Source organism: Phenylobacterium sp. 58.2.17, from assembly GCF_026411515.1.
Classification (GTDB): Bacteria; Pseudomonadota; Alphaproteobacteria; order Caulobacterales; family Caulobacteraceae; genus Phenylobacterium.
The window spans coordinates 190,358-206,311 of sequence record NZ_JAPMTQ010000004.1; the positions used below are offsets into that span (position 1 = coordinate 190,358).

Consider the following 15,954-nt stretch of genomic DNA (forward strand, 5'->3'; position numbering starts at 1 on the left):
CCCAATCTATAAACCGCGCCTCGCCGAATGGCCCGGCGGCTGGGTAGCTCAGATGGTTAGAGCGGTGGATTCATAACCCACAGGTCGGCGGTTCGATCCCGCCCCCCGCCACCACCTTTTACAGGCACGAATTCAAGCCCCTTGGGGTTGGAGCGTCGCCTTCAATTGGTCCGTATTCCCGTTGTCTCTGCACCGCGCAAATTCGGTGTCGCGCAGAACGTCAGTGCTGACTGCGTCGCCGGCGCCGACAAGAAAAGCGGGTCGAGCGGCATGCGCTCGACCCTGGGATTCAATTGTTAGACCGGCGGAGCGGTGAACAGGGTCGCCAGACCGCTGTCCGGATCGCCCGGGAACACGTAGCGCCGGGGAGTCAGCGCGTACGCGCCATAGTCGCCCCGGTTCCGGCGCCGTTCGGACCCCAATCGGCGTTATAGGCGAACTCCGGGCCGGTGAGGTTCGCCGGGAGCGGCAACGTATTGTCGCCCCAACCCAGCGTGATCTCGCCGATCGCGCCATGAAATGCGTCGTTCCCGCTCCCGTTCGCGAACGCGAAGAAACCGTTCGCGAACATGGTCGTCATCTGGCCGACCCACGTCCCGTCCAGCGTGCCGGTAGACGCGGCCAGCCGCTTTGCGATGGTCTGGGTCAGCGCCGAGCCATCGAACATCATGTGCATGGTGATGATTTTGCCGACAGGCAGATCATCCAGCAGATAGGGCGCGCGAATGCTTTGACCGGCCGACCCGCCGCCAAGAAGGACGTCGCAGGGCGTCGCGGCCGATCAGCCGGCGGTTGCGGCTGCTTCGGCGGCGATGGTGCGGATGGCGCGTTCGAACGCAGCGGCGGGCTGGCCGCCTGAAATCAGGTAGCGGTCGTTGACGATCACCGCCGGCACCGAGTTGATGCCGGCCTGATGCCAGTGGCGTTCGGCGGCGCGGACCTCGTCGGCGTAGCGCCCGCTGGCGAGCACCTCGCGCGCGGCGTCGGCGTCCAGGCCGGCGGCCTGTGCGGCGGCGACCAGCACCTCGTGATCGGCCGGGCTCTGGTTGTTCGTGAAATAGGCATCGAACAGCGCACGCTTCAGCGCATGCTGGCCGCCGACGATCCCGGCCCAGTGCAGCAGCCGGTGCGCGTCGAATGTGTTGTAGATTCGGCTCTGTTCGTTGGTCTTCATGGCGAAGCCCACCTCGGCCGCGCGGGCGTGGATGGCGGCGCGGTTGGCGGCCGACTGTTCGGGCGTGGCGCCGTACTTCTGGCCGACGTGCTCGACGATGTTCTGTCCCTCCGGCGGCATGTCCGGATTGAGCTCGAAGGGATGGAAGGTGATTTGCGCCTGCACCAGATCGCCGACCTGGCGTAGCGCCTCCTCCAGGCCGCCCAGCCCGACGATGCACCAGGGGCAGGAGACGTCGGAGACGAAATCGATCTTCATGGGCTGGGTCATGGGGGCTTCCCTGGGCCTGGACGAACAACGCCCGCGCCGGGGGGAAGGCGCGGGCGTTTCTCTGTGGACGCGAGTCCCGGTGGGGGAACCGGGGAGGGGGTCTCGCCGTCGAACGAGAGATTGGGATCGGTGGCGCGAAGTTCAATAGGCGTCTGTCGCTACTACGCCATTTCGGCGACCCATCGGCTCAGGGCGGCCATCTCCTCACGCGAGCGCGAGATGTCCTGGCGGATCACCACGCAGGCCGACGGATCGATGACGCCGTTCTCCATGTGAATTTCCAGCGCGGCGATCACGGCCTCCTGCGCGGCTTCCACGCGCGAGACCGGATAGGTGTTGGACAACGCACTACTCCCGATTGCAACAACCTTGGCCTTGGGCGAGGAGGGGCGTCAACTGGCGACGGCTTGTTTGTTGTGTACGCTCGCATTGCCCGCAGGGCGCCAGTGCGCGATGATCGCTGGCATGAAACGAGGGGCGATTGCGTTGAGGTCGTGGGTCTTGTTCGCCGTCCTGGCGGCGACGGCGGGCGGCTGTTCGCCGCGCGAGTTCAAAGACCGCGCTGGCGAAATCCAGCTCTGGGCCCAGCGCGGCTTCGCCGAATCCCAGGCCGACTACGGCGACAGCTTCCCGACCGGTGGCGGCGGGGGCGGGGTCTATCCCCGGCCAAAGGCCGATCCGGCCGCGGAGAAGGCGGCTGCCGAAAAGGCCGCGGCGGAGGCCGCCGCGCCCCCGCCGGCGCCACAGCAGCGGTACGTGGTGATCATCCCCTGATCAGTCGGGCCCTGATCAGTCGGGGCGCTGGTTTTCCAACTCGCGAAGCGCCTTGACGCCGCGCGCGTCGGTTGCGTGCCAGAGGGCCGGCAGGAAGCGGCGCAGGCCGGTGCGCCAGCGCTTGCGGTAGCGCCAGCGCTCGCCGTCGGGGGCGATCTCAAGTTCGTAGGCCGCGGGCGTCTTGTCCATAATCGATCCTCACGCGCAACGTTCGGGCCGCTGCGAGCAGGATCGGCGCCATCCTGGCGCGGGGGTCAGCGGTCGTCGCGCAGATAGACGACGTTCGAGCGGGCGGCGCTCATCAGATGGCCGATCAGGAAGCCGGCCAGCGCGGCGGCGGCCAGGGCGACATAGGGCCGCTCGTGCACGAATACATCGGCCTCCTCGGCGCGCTGCTTGGCCTGGACCTTCAGCTTGCCGTACTGGACCTCGGCCTCGCGGCGGGCCTTGCCGACCTTGTCCTCCATCACCGAGCGGGCGTCCCGCGCGAAGGTGGTGGCCGCTTCGGCCAGGGCGCCGGACGCCGCCACGGCGCTCTTCTGGGCGCGCTTGGCGGCGCGCTTGGTTTCAGTCCGCACGTCGCTGGCCGCGTCCTTGAAGGTGTCAGCAGCTTCGCGCACAGCCTCGCGGGCTTCGTCGCGTGTTCCATAGGCGTTGGTCATGGGTCCTCTCCGCTCGGTGGACGCGGCGCGCCCTGATCTCCTGGGGGTGAGCCCTTGAAACGGGAGCGGAAAGCGAGGGTTCCGGTCGGCCCAGCGAAAAGGCGCCGCGGCGGCGTAGGCGCCACGGGCCGCAAAAATACTGGGCGCCTACATCAATCTGACATTGCGCTGCAGCAGAATAGGGGTACCTCGACTTTTGCAAGTGCACAGTTGCGTAGACCCTCGACGGGTCAAATTGAGGCAAGTCCGATGATCATGACGTCCCTTCGTGTTTTCCCGAGCCTGTTCATCGGTCGGCGGGAAGTCCTCCAGGCGGTCGAAAGCCCGGTGGTCTCGGAGAGCGAGGCGGGCTCGGTGTTCCTCTGCGGCGCCTGCGAAGAAATCGTGATGACCGGCCGCGACAACGCGCAGATGCGCGACGTCGTCGTGAAGTGCCGCTGCGGCGAGTACAACCAGCTCTAGATCGCCACGATCCAACCGCCGGTCAGGCTGGCCGCGGCCACGCCGACCAACACCAGTTGGGCGCCCCCGCTCAGGGCGACGACGGTGTCCGCGTCCACCTGGCTCACGGTCCAGGTTGCGCCGTCGCTGACCAGCACGCGGTCGCCTTCGGCGCGGTTGAAGTCCATGACGCGGTCGATGCCCGCCTCGGACCAGGTATGGAAGCTGTCGGCGCCGGCGCCGCCCGTCATGGTGTCGTCGCCGCGGTCGCCGGACATCCAGTCGTCGCCGGCCTCGCCGTACATGACGTCGTTGTGCTGGCCGCCGCGCATGAGGTCTGCGCCGACGCCGCCGTACATCGTGTCGTCGCCCATGTTGCCATAGACGATGTCGGCGCCGTTCTCGCCGAACAGCAGGTCGTTGTGCTGGCCGCCGACGACCCAGTCGTCGCCGTCGCCGCCATAGGCGGTGTCCGCCCCCTGGTTGCCATGGATGTCGTCGAAGCTCGCGCCGCCGACGATGTAGTCGTCGCCCGTCTCGCCGCGCAGGAAGTCCTGGCCCTCGCCGCCGTTCAGGTTGTCGTTCCCGCCCCCGCCATAGACGATGTCGTCGCCCGCGCTGCCGGTCAGGGCGTTGGCCGCGGCGTTGCCGGTCATGGTGTCGGCGGCGCTGCCGCCAATGGCGTTCTCGATGGTCACGCCGACCGCCACCGCGACGTTGCCGACCAGTCCGCCGACGTTCGAGAACGCCCCCGCGCGCAGGTCGATCAGTTGGCGGATTGCAAAGCCCGAGAAGTCGAAGGTGTCGACGCCGCCGGCGTCCCAGGCTGCGAAAATCAGCTTCTGCCCAGAGGCGATCGCGTCGAACCACGGCTGGCCCGCGGTGGAGTTGAAGCCGTAGACCGTGTCGCCCGTGCGGGTCGACATGTTCGCCCCGTACTCCAATTGGGCGGCTGCGATGTCGTCGAGCAGCGGCGCGGCCGAATAGCGGCCGCCGAAATTGGCCCCGGTGTTCTGCTCTTCGAAGTAGCTCATCACCGTGAATTGGCGGGAGTCTTCGTAGTAGAGCGCATCGGCGCTGTAGCTCGGCTCGCCCTCGGCGTCGTAGTCGGCCGGGTGGGCGAGACCGATGGCGTGGCCGATCTCGTGGACCAGCACCATGCCGCCATAGTTGCCGGTGGTCGGATTGATGTTGCTGCCCGACGTCGAGTTCAACCACACGTCGCCCGACTGGGCCGAGGGGGCGCTCGAGCCGGGGAAGTAGGCGAAGGCGGCGGAGCCGTCGGAGCCGCTCGAATAATTGCCGAACAGGATGGTCGCAGAGTCGGAATAGGCCGCCTCGCTGCCGGTCCCGACCCCGACCCGCATGAAATGGATGTTGGCGACGTCGCTCCAGCCGTGCAGGGCCAGTTCGGCCTGGGCGATCTGGGCGGCGTTGAAGCGCGAGAAGCCGGCGGTGTCGTCGGGCATGGTGGCCGGGGCGCTGGCGCGGAACGCATAGGTGACGGTGGCGGGGGCGCCCAGCACGTTCGACCAGCCCGGCTCGCCGCGGATGATCTGGTCGGCCGCTTGCGCCACCGTGTAGCTCTGCTTGCCATCGACTAGGCCGCCGCGGGCCTCGGCGTTGAGGAAGAATTGCGGGGCGGAATCTAGCGACATGGGTAAGCTCCGAGCGCCTCTGGCGGGCGCATGCGGCAAGTCCGGCTAAAGGGCGCCGGCATGTGCATTCCTGCCTAGCGCCGCGAACTTGAAAAACAATTTACGCGGGCGTTGCGGCGCCCCACTCGTTCCATCCGGCGAAGCGCGGGGTTCCGGGCAGGTACATCGTCTCTGAGCGTTCAATGCGGAAACCGGCGTCCGCGATCGCCCGCGTCACCGGCCGGGTCAGGTGGCAGCCGCCGGCCAGGCGCTTCCACAGCGGCTCGATACGGCGCTGCCATTTAGCGACGTCCGGGTCGGGCGCCAAACCGTGCTCGCAGTACAGCAGCCGCCCGCCAGCCTTCAGCACCCGGCGCGCCTGGGCCAGGGCGGCGGCGGGGGTATGCACCGAGCAGAGCGTGAAGGTGCAGACGACGGTGTCGAACGCGCCGTCTTCGAACGGCAGCGCCTCGGCCGTCCCGTCGGCGATCGTCACGTTCAGCCGCGGATCGCGAGGCGCGGCCATGGCCTGGGCGCGGAGCTCGGCCGCAGGGTCGACGCCGGCGACGCTGGCGACCTTGGCCGCGTCGTAGAGCGCCAGGTTCAAGCCCATGCCGACGCCGAGCTCCAGCACCCTGCCTTCCGCCAGCGGCACGATCTTCGCGCGCTGCTTCATCATCGGCGGCGAGGCGCACGCGCAGGTCAGCAGCTTGGGCAGGATCCGACGTTCGTAGAAATTGGCCATGCGCCGACGATGACCCCAGTCGGCGGACGCGACTAGCCCTTACGCAGCGGCAGCGTCGTCGCTCGAGCCGCCGAGGTTTTCCTGCAGGGTGCGCAGCAGGTGCTCCGGCTTCATCGGCTTTTCGACCACCCCGTTCATCCCGGCCTTCAGATAGCCGGCGGCGTCTTCGGGATCGGCGTTGGCGGTCAGGGCGATGATCGGCACGCGGCCGGCGGCGCCGGGCAGGGCGCGGATCTCACGTGTGGCGGTCACCCCGTCCATGCGCGGCATCTTGATGTCCATCAGGATCAGGTCGAAGCGCCCGGTTCGGGCGGCCTCCACGGCCTCGACCCCGTCGGTAGCCGACTCCGAGGTGCAGTCGAACATTTCGCACAGGGTCTCGGCGACCATCCGGTTGGTGGCGTTGTCGTCGACGACCAGGATGTGGGCGGCGCGCTCGGTCTGGCCCAGCGTTTCCTCGGCCGGGACCTCCTCGTAGGCGGTTGGCACGGCGACCTCGAAGACCAGGGTCTCGCCCGCCCCGACATTGGCCTCGGCCCGAACCTGGCCGTGCATGGCGTCGACGATCTTGCGGCTGAGCGCGACGCCGAGCGCCGTCTCCAGCCCGAACAGAGCCTCGATTTCCCTCAGGTCCAGCGCCCGGTCGCCCATCACTCGATCGGCCGCACCGCGGATGCGGCCTTCCAGTCGGGTGGACTCGCCGTCGGCCACGGCCCTCAGCGTCGCCTCGACGGCGCCGCGGCGGACGCCGGCCAGCGCCTGGGCGATGAAAGCGTCGAAGATCTGGTTGATGCGTCCGCTGTCGACCATCACCAGGGCGTCGGGATCGCCGTCATAGGAAACCAGCAGGGTGACGCCGCCGTCCGTGGCGCGTTCTTCCCAGCGGGCCTGGACGTCGTCGGCCAGCTCTGCGGCGCGCCGCGGCTGCAGATCGAACGACAGCCCGTCGGCGGCGGCGGCCTTCAGGTCCGATGACGACACAAGGATCTGGCGCACCGCGCGGGCGGCCTCGGTGACGCCGGCGACGCAGGCCTGTGCGTCCGCACCCATCGGTTGGCGGGCAAGGCGTTCGGCGAGAGCTAGAACGCCCTCCATCTGTTGATGGATTTCGCTCGTGACGCGCTCGTAGAAGAACTCGGGCAGAGACATGAACGCCAGGGTCCAAAGGGAACTTATGCTCAGCATGGGCCTAAGCGCTTGCGGAGACGTTAAATTCCACCCAGGGTTAGCGTAAATTGACGCTATGTCGAAAAGAGGCGTCGGGTTCCCGACAACAGAAAGGGCGGCGGGACTTCTCCCGCCGCCCTTCGCCGTTCCAGGTGGGGTCCGCCTTTAGAAGCGGTACTGCAGTTCGACCCCGTAGGTGCGCGGCTGGATCAGGCCGCGGGTGATCGCGGTGCTGGTCTGGCGCAGATAGCCGGTTCCGCCGACGACCAGGCCCGGGTTCGGGTTGCCGAACACCGCCGTCGGGTTGGTCGAGGACGTCGAGGTGAAGCCCTCTTCGTCGGTCACGTTCTTCACGTAGCCGATGAGCGAGTAGCGGTCCTGGGCGTCCTTCCACAGCACCCGCAGGTCGGCGGTGCCATAGGACGGCACGGCGAAATCGGGGTTGTCGAAGGGCTGGTAGGTGGTCTCGTCGGTCCAAGTGTAGCTGCCCGAGAGGATCAGCGAGCCCGGCTCGAAGTCGAAGGTGTAGTTGGCGTTCAGCGCGAACTTGTTTTCCGGCGACTGGTAGATCTTCGATCCGGCCAGGTCCTGGAACACCAGCAGCACGCCGTTGGTGGTCGCCGTGCCGCCCGACGGGCGGGCCGTCGACTTCAGGGCGCTGGGGTCCGCCGGGTCGTAGAAGCAGCAGCCCTTGGTGATCTCGGTGTGCAGGTAGCCGTACGAGGCCGAGATCTGCAGCGGCTGGATCGGCTGCCACATGGCTTCCAGTTCCAGGCCATAGGCTTCGGCGTCGACGTTGACGAAGTTGTTCGAGGACGCGGTGCCGGCCGCGTTCAGCTGCGACAGGTTCAGCTGCAGGCCTTCGAAGTCGTTGTAGAAGGCCGAGGCGTTGAGGATCAGCCGCCCGCCGATGGTCTGCTTCAGGCCGACCTCGTAGGCGTTGACGGTCTCTTCGTCGGCGGTCGGCTTCGGGGCCAGGGTGCCGAGCAGGAAGCCGCCCGACTTATAGCCGCGGCTGTACTTGGCGTAGACCAGGGTGTCGTCGTTCGGCGTCCAGTCGAGGTTCAGGGTGCCGGTGACGGCGCTCCATTCGTCCGACAGGTTGCGGAAGTTCTGCACGCCGGGACGGGTCGGGTCCATGTCGCTGGAGACGTCCACGGCCGCGCCGCCGAAGGCGCTGGTCGGGTTGAACAGCACCAGCCGCTGGTACTCGTAGCCGTCCTTCTGGTCCTTGGTGTAGCGCAGGCCGCCGGTCAGCGCCCACTGGTCGTTGAATTCGTAGGTCGCCTGGCCGAACACGGCCCAGGCCTTGGATTCCAGCTGCGCCTGGTTGTCGGCGAAGTTGCGCGACGGGTTGGCCGCCTGCTGGCCGGCGCCGGAGACCCCGGCGGGGCCGCCATTGACCGAGCCGTAGTGGAACAGCGGCGTGGCGAGCTGGGCTTGCAGCGGGCTCGCGAGCTGGATGCGCTGCTTGTACTCTTCCTTGTACTGGTAGAGGCCGACGATCCAGTTCAGCGGGCCTTCGCCGTTCGACGACAGGTTGATCTCGTTCGAGAAGTACCGCTTGTGCTCGTCGAAGTCCGTCGTCTGGTCGCTGAACACCGGCACGTTGTTCATCAGGTACGACGTCGTCCGGTTGGTGCCGTCGTAGTCGCCGCCGGTCTGGTAGTTGTACTGCTGGAAGCCGCCGATGTACTTCAGGCTCGCCCAGCCCAGATCGTAGGTGATCGAGGTCGTGAACAGGTGGTTGCCGCGCAGCTGGCCATAGCCGTCGCGGTTGGTCGATTGCTTGTACGGATCGGCCACGCCCGGATTGGCGGTGGTCATGCCGAATTGGCCGTTCGGCACCAAGCCGCCGATCGGCTGGAACGGACGGGTCGTGTCGTAGGGGGTGATCTGGTTGGCGAGGCGGTCGCCGACGCCGGTCGAGTCGTCCCAGTTCGAGCGCGAGTAGCGGGCCCAGACGTCCAGGTTGTCGCCCAGTTCGGCCTCGGCCTGGATCTCGAAGTAGGTGCGCTTGATGGTGGCGCCGTCGTTGGCCCCGCCGATGTTCTCGATGAAGCCTTCGCGCTGCCAGTCCTGGCTGCCGCCGATCTTGAAGCGCAGGTTGTCGGCCACCGGCACCGAGAGGACGCCCTCGATCTTGGTGCGGTCGAAGTTGCCGTAGCCGGCGCGGATCTCGCCGCCGAATTCATGCGACGGACGCTTGGAGATGGTGTTCAGCGCCCCGCCCATCGCGTTGCGGCCGTAGAGCGTGCCTTGCGGGCCGCGGAGGATTTCGGTCCGTTCGACGAACAGCGAGCTCTTGAACAGCTCCGAGGACGAGGCGGAATAGAAGCCGTCGGTGTAGGCGGCCACGCCCGGATCGTTGCCGATGTAGAAGGTGTTGCGGCCGGCGCCGCGCAGCGACACGCGGTCGGTGCCCGAATAGTTCATGCCGGGCGTGAAGTTCACGAAGTCCTGGATGCCGGTCATGCCGCGCACGTCGCGCTGCTCGGAGGTGTAGGCCGAGACGGCCACCGGCACGTCCTGCAGCGCCTGCTCGCGCTTCTCAGCCGTGACGACCAGTTCTTCGATCTGGAAGGCGTCCTGCGCGAAGGCCGGCGCCGAAATTGCCGAAAGTGTCAGAACTGACGCGCTCAGGGCCAGCAGGGTCCGCAGACGCGGGGCGTTGGTAGCCATCAAGTATCCTCCCTGGGCGGAGGGGCGTGGGGCGCCCTCTTCATTTCCGCCCGCATGATGTGTGTAGTCCGGCGCGGGGAGGCGCCGAGGACGGGGAGCCTCCGCCCGGCTGACGTGGCCGTCAATGTGAACCGCGATAACTGAACGCAATTCATCGGTGCTTTTGAAGTTCTGTGGCCGAAATACCGCGCTTTCAAATCGAGCGCACAAAAATGACCATCGTTCTTCGAAGGTTTATGAATCAAAGGAAAACAAGGGGTGATGGCGGGGCGGCGGCTGTGGGCGCCGTACCTAAAACGCAAACTTGCATTCAAATTCCACTGGCACGCCAAAGAAAAAGGCCGCCGTCCCGGAGGACGGCGGCCAAGGCCTTACGGCTGGGTAAATCAGGTCGTCAGAAGCGCTTCTGCAGCGACACGCCGTAGGTGCGCGGCTCGGTGTAGAAGGCGTTGCGGAACAGGCCCGAGGAGTCGTCGGTCAGGTAGAAGTCGGTGATCGCCTCCTCGTCGGTGGCGTTCTTGACGTAGGCGCCGACCTCCCAGCCGTTGACCGGGTTGCTCAGCGTCAGGGTCAGGTTGACGTTCTGCCAGTCGTCGATCCGATCCGGCTCGGTGTTGTAGATCCGGGCGAAGGTCTCGGTCTGCTTGTAGTAGTCGCCGCGCGCGGTCAGCGACCAGTCATTGCCGAATTCCCAGGTGTACTGGGCGCCCAGCGAGACGGTCCAGTGCGGGGCGTTCGGCAGTTCCTTGCCTTCGAGCGACAGCGGCACGCCGTCGCTGACCAGGCCGCCGAAGGCGTTGGTGCCCACCGCCAGCGCGCCGCTGCCGATGTTGGTGCCGGCGCCCGCGGTCGAGACCGGGGTGCAGACGCCCAGCAGGGCGAACGGGTTGTTGGTGGCGTTCGAGACGGCGAGGGCCGTCTGGGCCGCGGCCATATTGACCACGCAGTTCGACGCCGCGCTCGACTTCACCAACACCAGGTTCGGATTGCCGCCGGTGCGGTTGAAGGTGTCGATCGAAGAGCCCGAACCGATCTCGGTGTCGAGCCAGCCGATCTGGGCGTTGAGGCGCAGGCCTTGCAGCGGTTGCCAGACGGTCTCCAACTCGACGCCCTTGATCTTGGCGTCGATGTTCTCGTTGGTGGAGGCGCGGTTGACGATCTTGGAGACCTGATAGCCCTGATAGTCGTAGTAGAAGGCGGTCAGGTTCAGGGTCATCGTGCCGTCGAGCACCGTGTTCTTGGTGCCGATTTCGTAGGCGTTGATGAACTCCGGGTCGAAGGTCGGCGGGCCGCAGATCACGCCCTGGCCGCCGCTGCAGGGGGAGTTCAGGCCCCCGGCCTTATAGCCGCGCGAGAAGAAGGCGTAGACTAGGGTGTCGTCGGTGAAGTCGAGATCCGGCTTCCAGTCGAAGCCGATGCGGCCAGTCGTCTCCTTGAACTCCACATGCAGGATGTCGGGCGTGCCCGGAATGGGGCCGGCGATGCCGACGCCCGGAATGCCCAGATTGACCTGGTGGTTCTCAACCTCCTTGTCGTCGACCGTGTAGCGCAGGCCGCCGGTGAACTTCAGGGTGTCGGTCGCCTGCCAGTAGAGCTCGCCGAAGAAGGCGTGCGAGCGCAGGTCGTAGGGGCCGTAGGCGTCGTAGTAGTTCCGACCGACGCGGTTCGGCTCGTAGTTCGGGTCGACCGACACGCACGGGGCGGCGCCGATGCAGTTCGGGTTGCCGGTGCTGAACAGGTTGTTGATCTGGTAGTAGCCGGTCCCGGTGTTGAACATCACATAGTAGTCGCCGGTCGCCTGGTAGCGAACCATGATCCCGCCGACGTTGAAGTTGAACGGGCCGTCATAGGCCGACTGCAGCCGCACTTCCTGGCTCCAGCCCTTGGTGTAGGCTGAGGAGATGTCGCTGGTCGTGAAGCGATTGAAGGGCCTGTTCTGGGCGTCGTTGATCACGCCGCCGGGGAACAGCGCCGCATAGATCGCGGCGTAGCCCGGCACCGCGGCGAAGGCGTTCACCGGGTTGGGGCTGGTGTTGAAGCTGTTGCTGGGGACGTAGCGGTTGTAGTCCTGGCGCGTATAGAGGTCGAAGTCGGTGTAGGACGTCAGCCAGGTCAGCCGCAGTTCGTCGGTCAGGTCCCAGTCGACGTTGAACTGATAGATATCGGTCGTCGATTGGTAGATCGGGTCGAAGGTCGACTCGATGTCCCGCACATTGGTCGTCTGCATCTTGCCGGCGTAGGCGTCGCCGGTCTGGAAGCCGCCGAGCGCGCCGAACAGGCCGCCCAGCGTCGCCTGCGAGTTCACCGTCCCCAGCGCTCCGGCCGAATACAGCGAAGTCGCCGAGCAGCCTTGGCTGAACAGGCCGCGCTGGATCTGGCCGATCAGGCCGCCGGCTGCCGCCGAATAGCCGAGTCCGCCGACGTTCGCTGGTCCCAGGTCCTTGGTGCAGAACTGCTTGCCGATCCGCGAGCGGTTGTCGTCCTCGTCGAAATGGTCCCACAGGAAGTAGGCGTGGAAGGTGTCGGTCGGGTTGAACGCCAGGGTCGTGCGCGTCCCGAACAGGTCGCGATCGTCGGCGTCGTTGCCGGTCACCAGGTTGTCGCCGAACCCGTCGCGCTTGAGCCACGAGCCGGCGACGCGCAGGGCGAACATGTCGCCGAGCGGCACGTTGATCATGCCGCGCAACTTCATGGTGTTGTAGTTGCCGACCTCGCCGCGGATCATCGCCTCGAACTCGTCGATCGGCTTGGCGGTGATCATGTTGACCACGCCGCCGGTGGCGTTGCGTCCGTAGAGGGTGCCTTGCGGGCCGCGCAGCACTTCGACCCGTTCGACGTCGTAGAACTCGGTCTCGAACAGGTTGTTGGAGAGCAGCGGCGCGTTGTTCAGGTGGATGCCGGTGCCAGCGTCGCCCGAGCCGGCGACCAGCTTGGAGCCGATGCCGCGGATCTGGAAGTTGTAGCCGGTGAAGTTCCCCTTGGAGAAGTTCACGTTCGGAACGGCGATGACCAGGTTCGGACCGCCGTCGATCTTGGCCTTCTCAAGGGTGTCCTGGTTGAACGCCGACACCGCGATCGGCACGTCTTGCAGCGCCTCCTCGCGTTTCTGGGCGGTGACCACCAGCTCCTGAATGACGTTCTGGGACCAGGCCGGGGACGCAACTGAACTCAACGCTACAGCGGACGCGCCAACAACCAGCGCGCTCCGCAAATGCAGAGTATTCAACATTCCAGGTTCCTCCCAAGACGCCCACGGCTCTCTACAAACCGGCCTGGTGCGTCACCTTTCGCCGCACGGAGAATTCGTCCTGGGTTGGCGGCCACACCCGCGACAAGGCAAAGGCTCGCGCCCAGTTGTAGAGTCTGTCAACGTGACGATGTTAAGTTATCGGCGATTACGTCGAAACTAACCAAGCTCTGTTGCTGAAATGCACAAGCTTCGACTTCTTTCAATTCAAGGTAGTTGAACCACGCTCTCTTGGCTGGAAGCTTGAGCGCGTGCGGTATTCGTCGTGCTGCATGTGCGAAATCGTTGTTTCTGCGAGACTTTCGGATTCAGTGGTATGGTGCGGGCGGCGGCGCGGCGACGCGCCGGGCTTCCGATTTGCGCCGCGCGCGCGCATATGGGGCCGATGAGCCAAGCTTCTCCGCAGTCCCGCGCCCTGGTCCTGTTCTCGGGCGGCCAGGATTCCAGCGTCTGCCTCGCCTGGGCGCTGGCCCGGCACGACCATGTCGAGACCGTCGGCTTCGACTACGGGCAGCGGCACGCGGTCGAAATGGAACAGCGTTCTGTGGTTCGCGAGGCGATCCGCGCGCGGTTCCCGCAGTGGGCCGGCAAGCTGGGCGAGGATCACGTTCTCGACCTGACCGGCTTTGGCGCCGTCGGCGACACCGCCATGACCCAGGAGCGGGCCTTCGAGATCACCGAGAAGGGGCTGCCGAACACTTATGTTCCCGGCCGAAACCTCGTCTTCCTGACCTATGCGGCCGCCCTGGCCGATCGCCGGAAATTGAAATTTCTAGTGGGCGGCATGTGCGAAACCGACTTCTCCGGCTACCCGGACTGCCGGCGCGAGACGCTCGACGCCCTGGAGCGGGCCCTGAACCTCGGCATGGCCCAGGATTTCGTCGTCGAGACTCCGCTGATGTGGCTGACGAAGGCTGAGACCTGGGCGCTGGCGAAGGGCCTTGGGGGCGAGGCGCTGGTCGACGTCATCGTCGCCGACAGCCATACCTGTTATCGGGGAACCCGCGGGTCGTTGCACAATTGGGGGCATGGCTGCGGCGACTGTCCGGCCTGCGACCTGCGCGCCAGGGGCTGGGCCGAATGGGTCGCCAGCGGCCGTCCGGAGCTGACGCCATGAGCTACGCCGTCAAGGAGATCTTCCTGACCCTCCAGGGCGAGGGCGGCCAGGCCGGTCAGCCGGCGGTGTTTTGCCGCTTTGCGGGATGCAACCTGTGGTCGGGCCGGGAGGAGGATCGCGCCAAGGCGGTCTGCACCTTCTGCGACACCGACTTCGTCGGCATGGACGGCGAAGGCGGGGGGCGCTTCACCTGCGCTGAGGATCTGGCCGCTGCGGTCGAGGCGGCCTGGACCGGCGGCCCCGACCATCGTCTGGTGGTCTGCACCGGCGGCGAGCCGCTGCTGCAGGTGGACGGGCCGCTGATCGCGGCGTTGCACGCCCGCGGCTTCCGCATCGCGTTGGAGACCAACGGCACTCTGCCGGTCCCCGATGGCGTCGACTGGATCTGCGTCAGCCCCAAGGCCGACGCCGAGGTCGTGCAGACGCGCGGTCAGGAATTGAAGCTGGTCTTCCCTCAGCCTCTGGCTGATCCGGCGCGCTTCGAGCACATGGATTTCGAGCGCTTCCTGCTGCAGCCGATGGACGGCCCGGCGCGCGTCGAAAACACCCAGGCGGCGATCGCCTATTGCCTTGCGCACCCGCGGTGGCGTTTAAGCGTGCAGACCCATAAGTATCTCGGCATTCCGTGACACGCGCGCCAAGCGCGGCCGGACGCCTTCAGACCCTCCCAGATGACCCAGCCAGTCTTTGAAATCACCAAGGCGGCGACGTTCGACGCCGCGCACTATCTCCCCGAGGGGCCCGAGCATCGCCCCTACCGCAACCTGCACGGCCACTCGTTCAAGGTCGAGGCGACCGTGCGCGGCGCTCCGGCCGAACCGGTGGGGTGGGTGGTCGACCTCGCCGACCTCGACGCCGAGCTGAAGGCGGTCGCCGCCGAGCTCGACCACGGGCTGCTCAACGAGAGGCCGGGCCTCGAGCGTCCGACCCTCGAGCACATCTGCCTCTACTTCGCCCAGCGCCTGCAGCCGAAGTTCCCGGGCCTGTCGCGGATCGTCGTTTCGCGCCCGACCATCGGCGAGAGCTGCGCCATGGCGGTGGCCTGACGCGATTCAGAGGTCGGCGACCTCGATCACCGTCTTGCCGAGCCCCTGTCCGGTAAGGGCGAACTCCAGCGCCTCGGCGTAGCGGTCGAGCGAAAACGCCCGCCCGAGCGGCGGGGCCAGGCGCCCGTCGTCGGCCCAGGCCAGAAGCTGGCTGAGGTGCGCCCGGGCGCGGTCCGGCTCCAGCAGCATGAACTGGCGCACGTCCACCCCGACCAGGGCCGCGCCCTTCATCAGGGTCAGGTTGGCCGGCAGGGCGGGGATCGGTCCGCCGACGAAGCCGAGCACCAGGTGACGGCCGCGCCAGCTGAGCGAGCGGAACGCAGGCTCGAACAGGGGGCCGCAGACGGGATCGAACACCACGTCGGGCCCGCGTCCGCCGCAGGCCGCCTTCAGCCGCTCGCGCCATCCTTCGCCGTTGGCGTCCAGCACCTCGTCGGCGCCCAGGTCACGGCAGAAGTCGCGCTTGGCCTCGCTTGAGGCCGCCGCGATCACTCGCGCGCCCAGCAGTTTGGCGACCTGCAGCCCCGCGGTCCCCAGGCCGCCTGCCGCGCCTAGCACCAGCACGGTCTCCCCGGCCTGCAGACTCGCCCGATCGGCCAGCGCGTGCAGGGCGGTGACGTAGTTGATGTGGAAGCCGGCCGCCTGCGCGAACGCCATCCGCTCCGGGATCGCCCGAACCGCGGCGGCCGGGGCCAGGGCCTGCTCTGAGAAGCCGCCGCGGACGCTCGCCATGACCCGGTCTCCCGGCGCCAGGCCGGTGACGCCGGCGCCTACCTTGGCCACTCGGCCTGCGGCTTCCTGGCCGGGCGTGTGCGGCAGCGGCGGCTTGACCTGATAGCGGCCGAGCGCCACCAGCGCGTCGACATAGCCGACGCCGCAGGCCGCCACGTCGATCAGGACTTCGCCTGGGCCCGGCTCGGGCGGAGCCGTCTCGACGATCCGATAGTCGTCGATCGACGACAGCGTAGCCGCCTGAACCATGCGCATGGGCG

The 15,954-nt window shown here is 67.0% G+C and carries 16 protein-coding genes and 1 tRNA gene; 6 read left to right on the forward strand and 11 right to left on the reverse strand.

The window, feature by feature from the left end; translation table 11 throughout:
• Positions 1-37 precede the first annotated feature (37 nt).
• Positions 38-114: transfer RNA gene (locus tag OUA97_RS05415), tRNA-Met, on the forward strand.
• Between the two features lie 256 nt (positions 115-370).
• Here the strand turns inward: OUA97_RS05415 and OUA97_RS05420 are convergent.
• The 3 genes from OUA97_RS05420 to OUA97_RS05430 all read right to left on the reverse strand — a co-directional run bounded on the left by OUA97_RS05420 (position 371) and on the right by OUA97_RS05430 (position 1,788).
• Entirely contained in the window at positions 371-676 is a 306-nt protein-coding gene (locus OUA97_RS05420) for a hypothetical protein (protein WP_267230795.1), read from the reverse strand.
• 105 nt (positions 677-781) lie between these two features.
• Positions 782-1,444: a DsbA family oxidoreductase gene (locus OUA97_RS05425; RefSeq protein WP_267230796.1), complete on the reverse strand. Its 663-nt coding sequence runs from the start codon at positions 1,442-1,444 to the stop codon at positions 782-784.
• Between the two features lie 161 nt (positions 1,445-1,605).
• Positions 1,606-1,788, reverse strand: coding sequence for a hypothetical protein (locus tag OUA97_RS05430; RefSeq protein WP_267230797.1), 183 nt, complete (start codon positions 1,786-1,788; stop codon positions 1,606-1,608).
• Between the two features lie 142 nt (positions 1,789-1,930).
• Here OUA97_RS05430 and OUA97_RS05435 point away from each other — a divergent pair, with 142 nt between their 5' ends.
• A complete protein-coding gene (locus tag OUA97_RS05435) occupies positions 1,931-2,218 on the forward strand; it encodes a hypothetical protein (RefSeq protein WP_267230798.1) in 288 nt (95 codons plus the stop codon).
• Positions 2,219-2,233: 15 nt separating this feature from the next.
• Here OUA97_RS05435 and OUA97_RS05440 read toward each other — a convergent pair whose 3' ends face one another.
• Positions 2,234-2,407 carry a hypothetical protein gene (locus OUA97_RS05440; RefSeq protein WP_267230799.1) on the reverse strand — a complete coding sequence of 58 codons (174 nt, stop codon included), beginning with the start codon at positions 2,405-2,407 and terminating at the stop codon, positions 2,234-2,236.
• Positions 2,408-2,472: 65 nt separating this feature from the next.
• Positions 2,473-2,880 (reverse strand): hypothetical protein, encoded by a 408-nt coding sequence (locus tag OUA97_RS05445; RefSeq protein ID WP_267230800.1) that lies wholly within the window; start codon positions 2,878-2,880, stop codon positions 2,473-2,475.
• 255 nt (positions 2,881-3,135) lie between these two features.
• Here OUA97_RS05445 and OUA97_RS05450 point away from each other — a divergent pair, with 255 nt between their 5' ends.
• On the forward strand, positions 3,136-3,342 hold the full coding sequence (locus OUA97_RS05450) for a hypothetical protein (protein WP_267230801.1): 207 nt from the start codon (positions 3,136-3,138) through the stop codon (positions 3,340-3,342).
• Here OUA97_RS05450 and OUA97_RS23350 read toward each other — a convergent pair.
• From OUA97_RS23350 to OUA97_RS05480, 5 genes are all read right to left on the reverse strand, one after another.
• A complete protein-coding gene (locus OUA97_RS23350) occupies positions 3,339-4,979 on the reverse strand; it encodes a M10 family metallopeptidase C-terminal domain-containing protein (protein WP_323690523.1) in 1,641 nt (546 codons plus the stop codon). The two genes, OUA97_RS05450 and OUA97_RS23350, sit on opposite strands and share 4 nt — an antisense overlap.
• 100 nt (positions 4,980-5,079) lie before the next feature.
• Positions 5,080-5,703, reverse strand: a complete 624-nt coding sequence (locus OUA97_RS05465) for a class I SAM-dependent methyltransferase (RefSeq protein ID WP_267230802.1) — start codon at positions 5,701-5,703, stop codon at positions 5,080-5,082.
• A 39-nt stretch (positions 5,704-5,742) separates the two neighbouring features.
• The gene (locus OUA97_RS05470) at positions 5,743-6,852 is read right to left on the reverse strand and encodes a response regulator (protein ID WP_267230803.1); all 1,110 of its coding nucleotides are present in this window, start codon (positions 6,850-6,852) and stop codon (positions 5,743-5,745) included.
• Between the two features lie 183 nt (positions 6,853-7,035).
• Complete coding sequence (locus tag OUA97_RS05475) at positions 7,036-9,552, reverse strand: TonB-dependent receptor (RefSeq protein WP_267230804.1); 2,517 nt, start codon at positions 9,550-9,552, stop codon at positions 7,036-7,038.
• 394 nt (positions 9,553-9,946) lie between these two features.
• Positions 9,947-12,673, reverse strand: a complete 2,727-nt coding sequence (locus OUA97_RS05480; RefSeq protein ID WP_323690524.1) for a TonB-dependent receptor — start codon at positions 12,671-12,673, stop codon at positions 9,947-9,949.
• A gap of 511 nt (positions 12,674-13,184) precedes the next feature.
• Between OUA97_RS05480 and queC the strand changes: the two genes are divergently transcribed.
• The 3 genes from queC to OUA97_RS05495 are packed head-to-tail and all read left to right on the forward strand — an operon-like array spanning position 13,185 to position 14,962.
• Positions 13,185-13,916 (forward strand): 7-cyano-7-deazaguanine synthase QueC, encoded by a 732-nt coding sequence (queC, locus tag OUA97_RS05485; RefSeq protein WP_267230806.1) that lies wholly within the window; start codon positions 13,185-13,187, stop codon positions 13,914-13,916.
• Positions 13,913-14,545, forward strand: a complete 633-nt coding sequence (gene queE, locus OUA97_RS05490) for a 7-carboxy-7-deazaguanine synthase (RefSeq protein ID WP_267230807.1) — start codon at positions 13,913-13,915, stop codon at positions 14,543-14,545. The genes queC and queE overlap by 4 nt, the downstream gene beginning before the upstream one ends.
• Before the next feature lie 42 nt (positions 14,546-14,587).
• A complete protein-coding gene (locus OUA97_RS05495; protein WP_267230808.1) occupies positions 14,588-14,962 on the forward strand; it encodes a 6-pyruvoyl trahydropterin synthase family protein in 375 nt (124 codons plus the stop codon).
• A gap of 6 nt (positions 14,963-14,968) precedes the next feature.
• Here the strand turns inward: OUA97_RS05495 and OUA97_RS05500 are convergent, their stop codons facing one another.
• The gene (locus tag OUA97_RS05500; RefSeq protein WP_267230809.1) at positions 14,969-15,949 is read right to left on the reverse strand and encodes an NADPH:quinone oxidoreductase family protein; all 981 of its coding nucleotides are present in this window, start codon (positions 15,947-15,949) and stop codon (positions 14,969-14,971) included.
• Positions 15,950-15,954 lie beyond the last annotated feature (5 nt).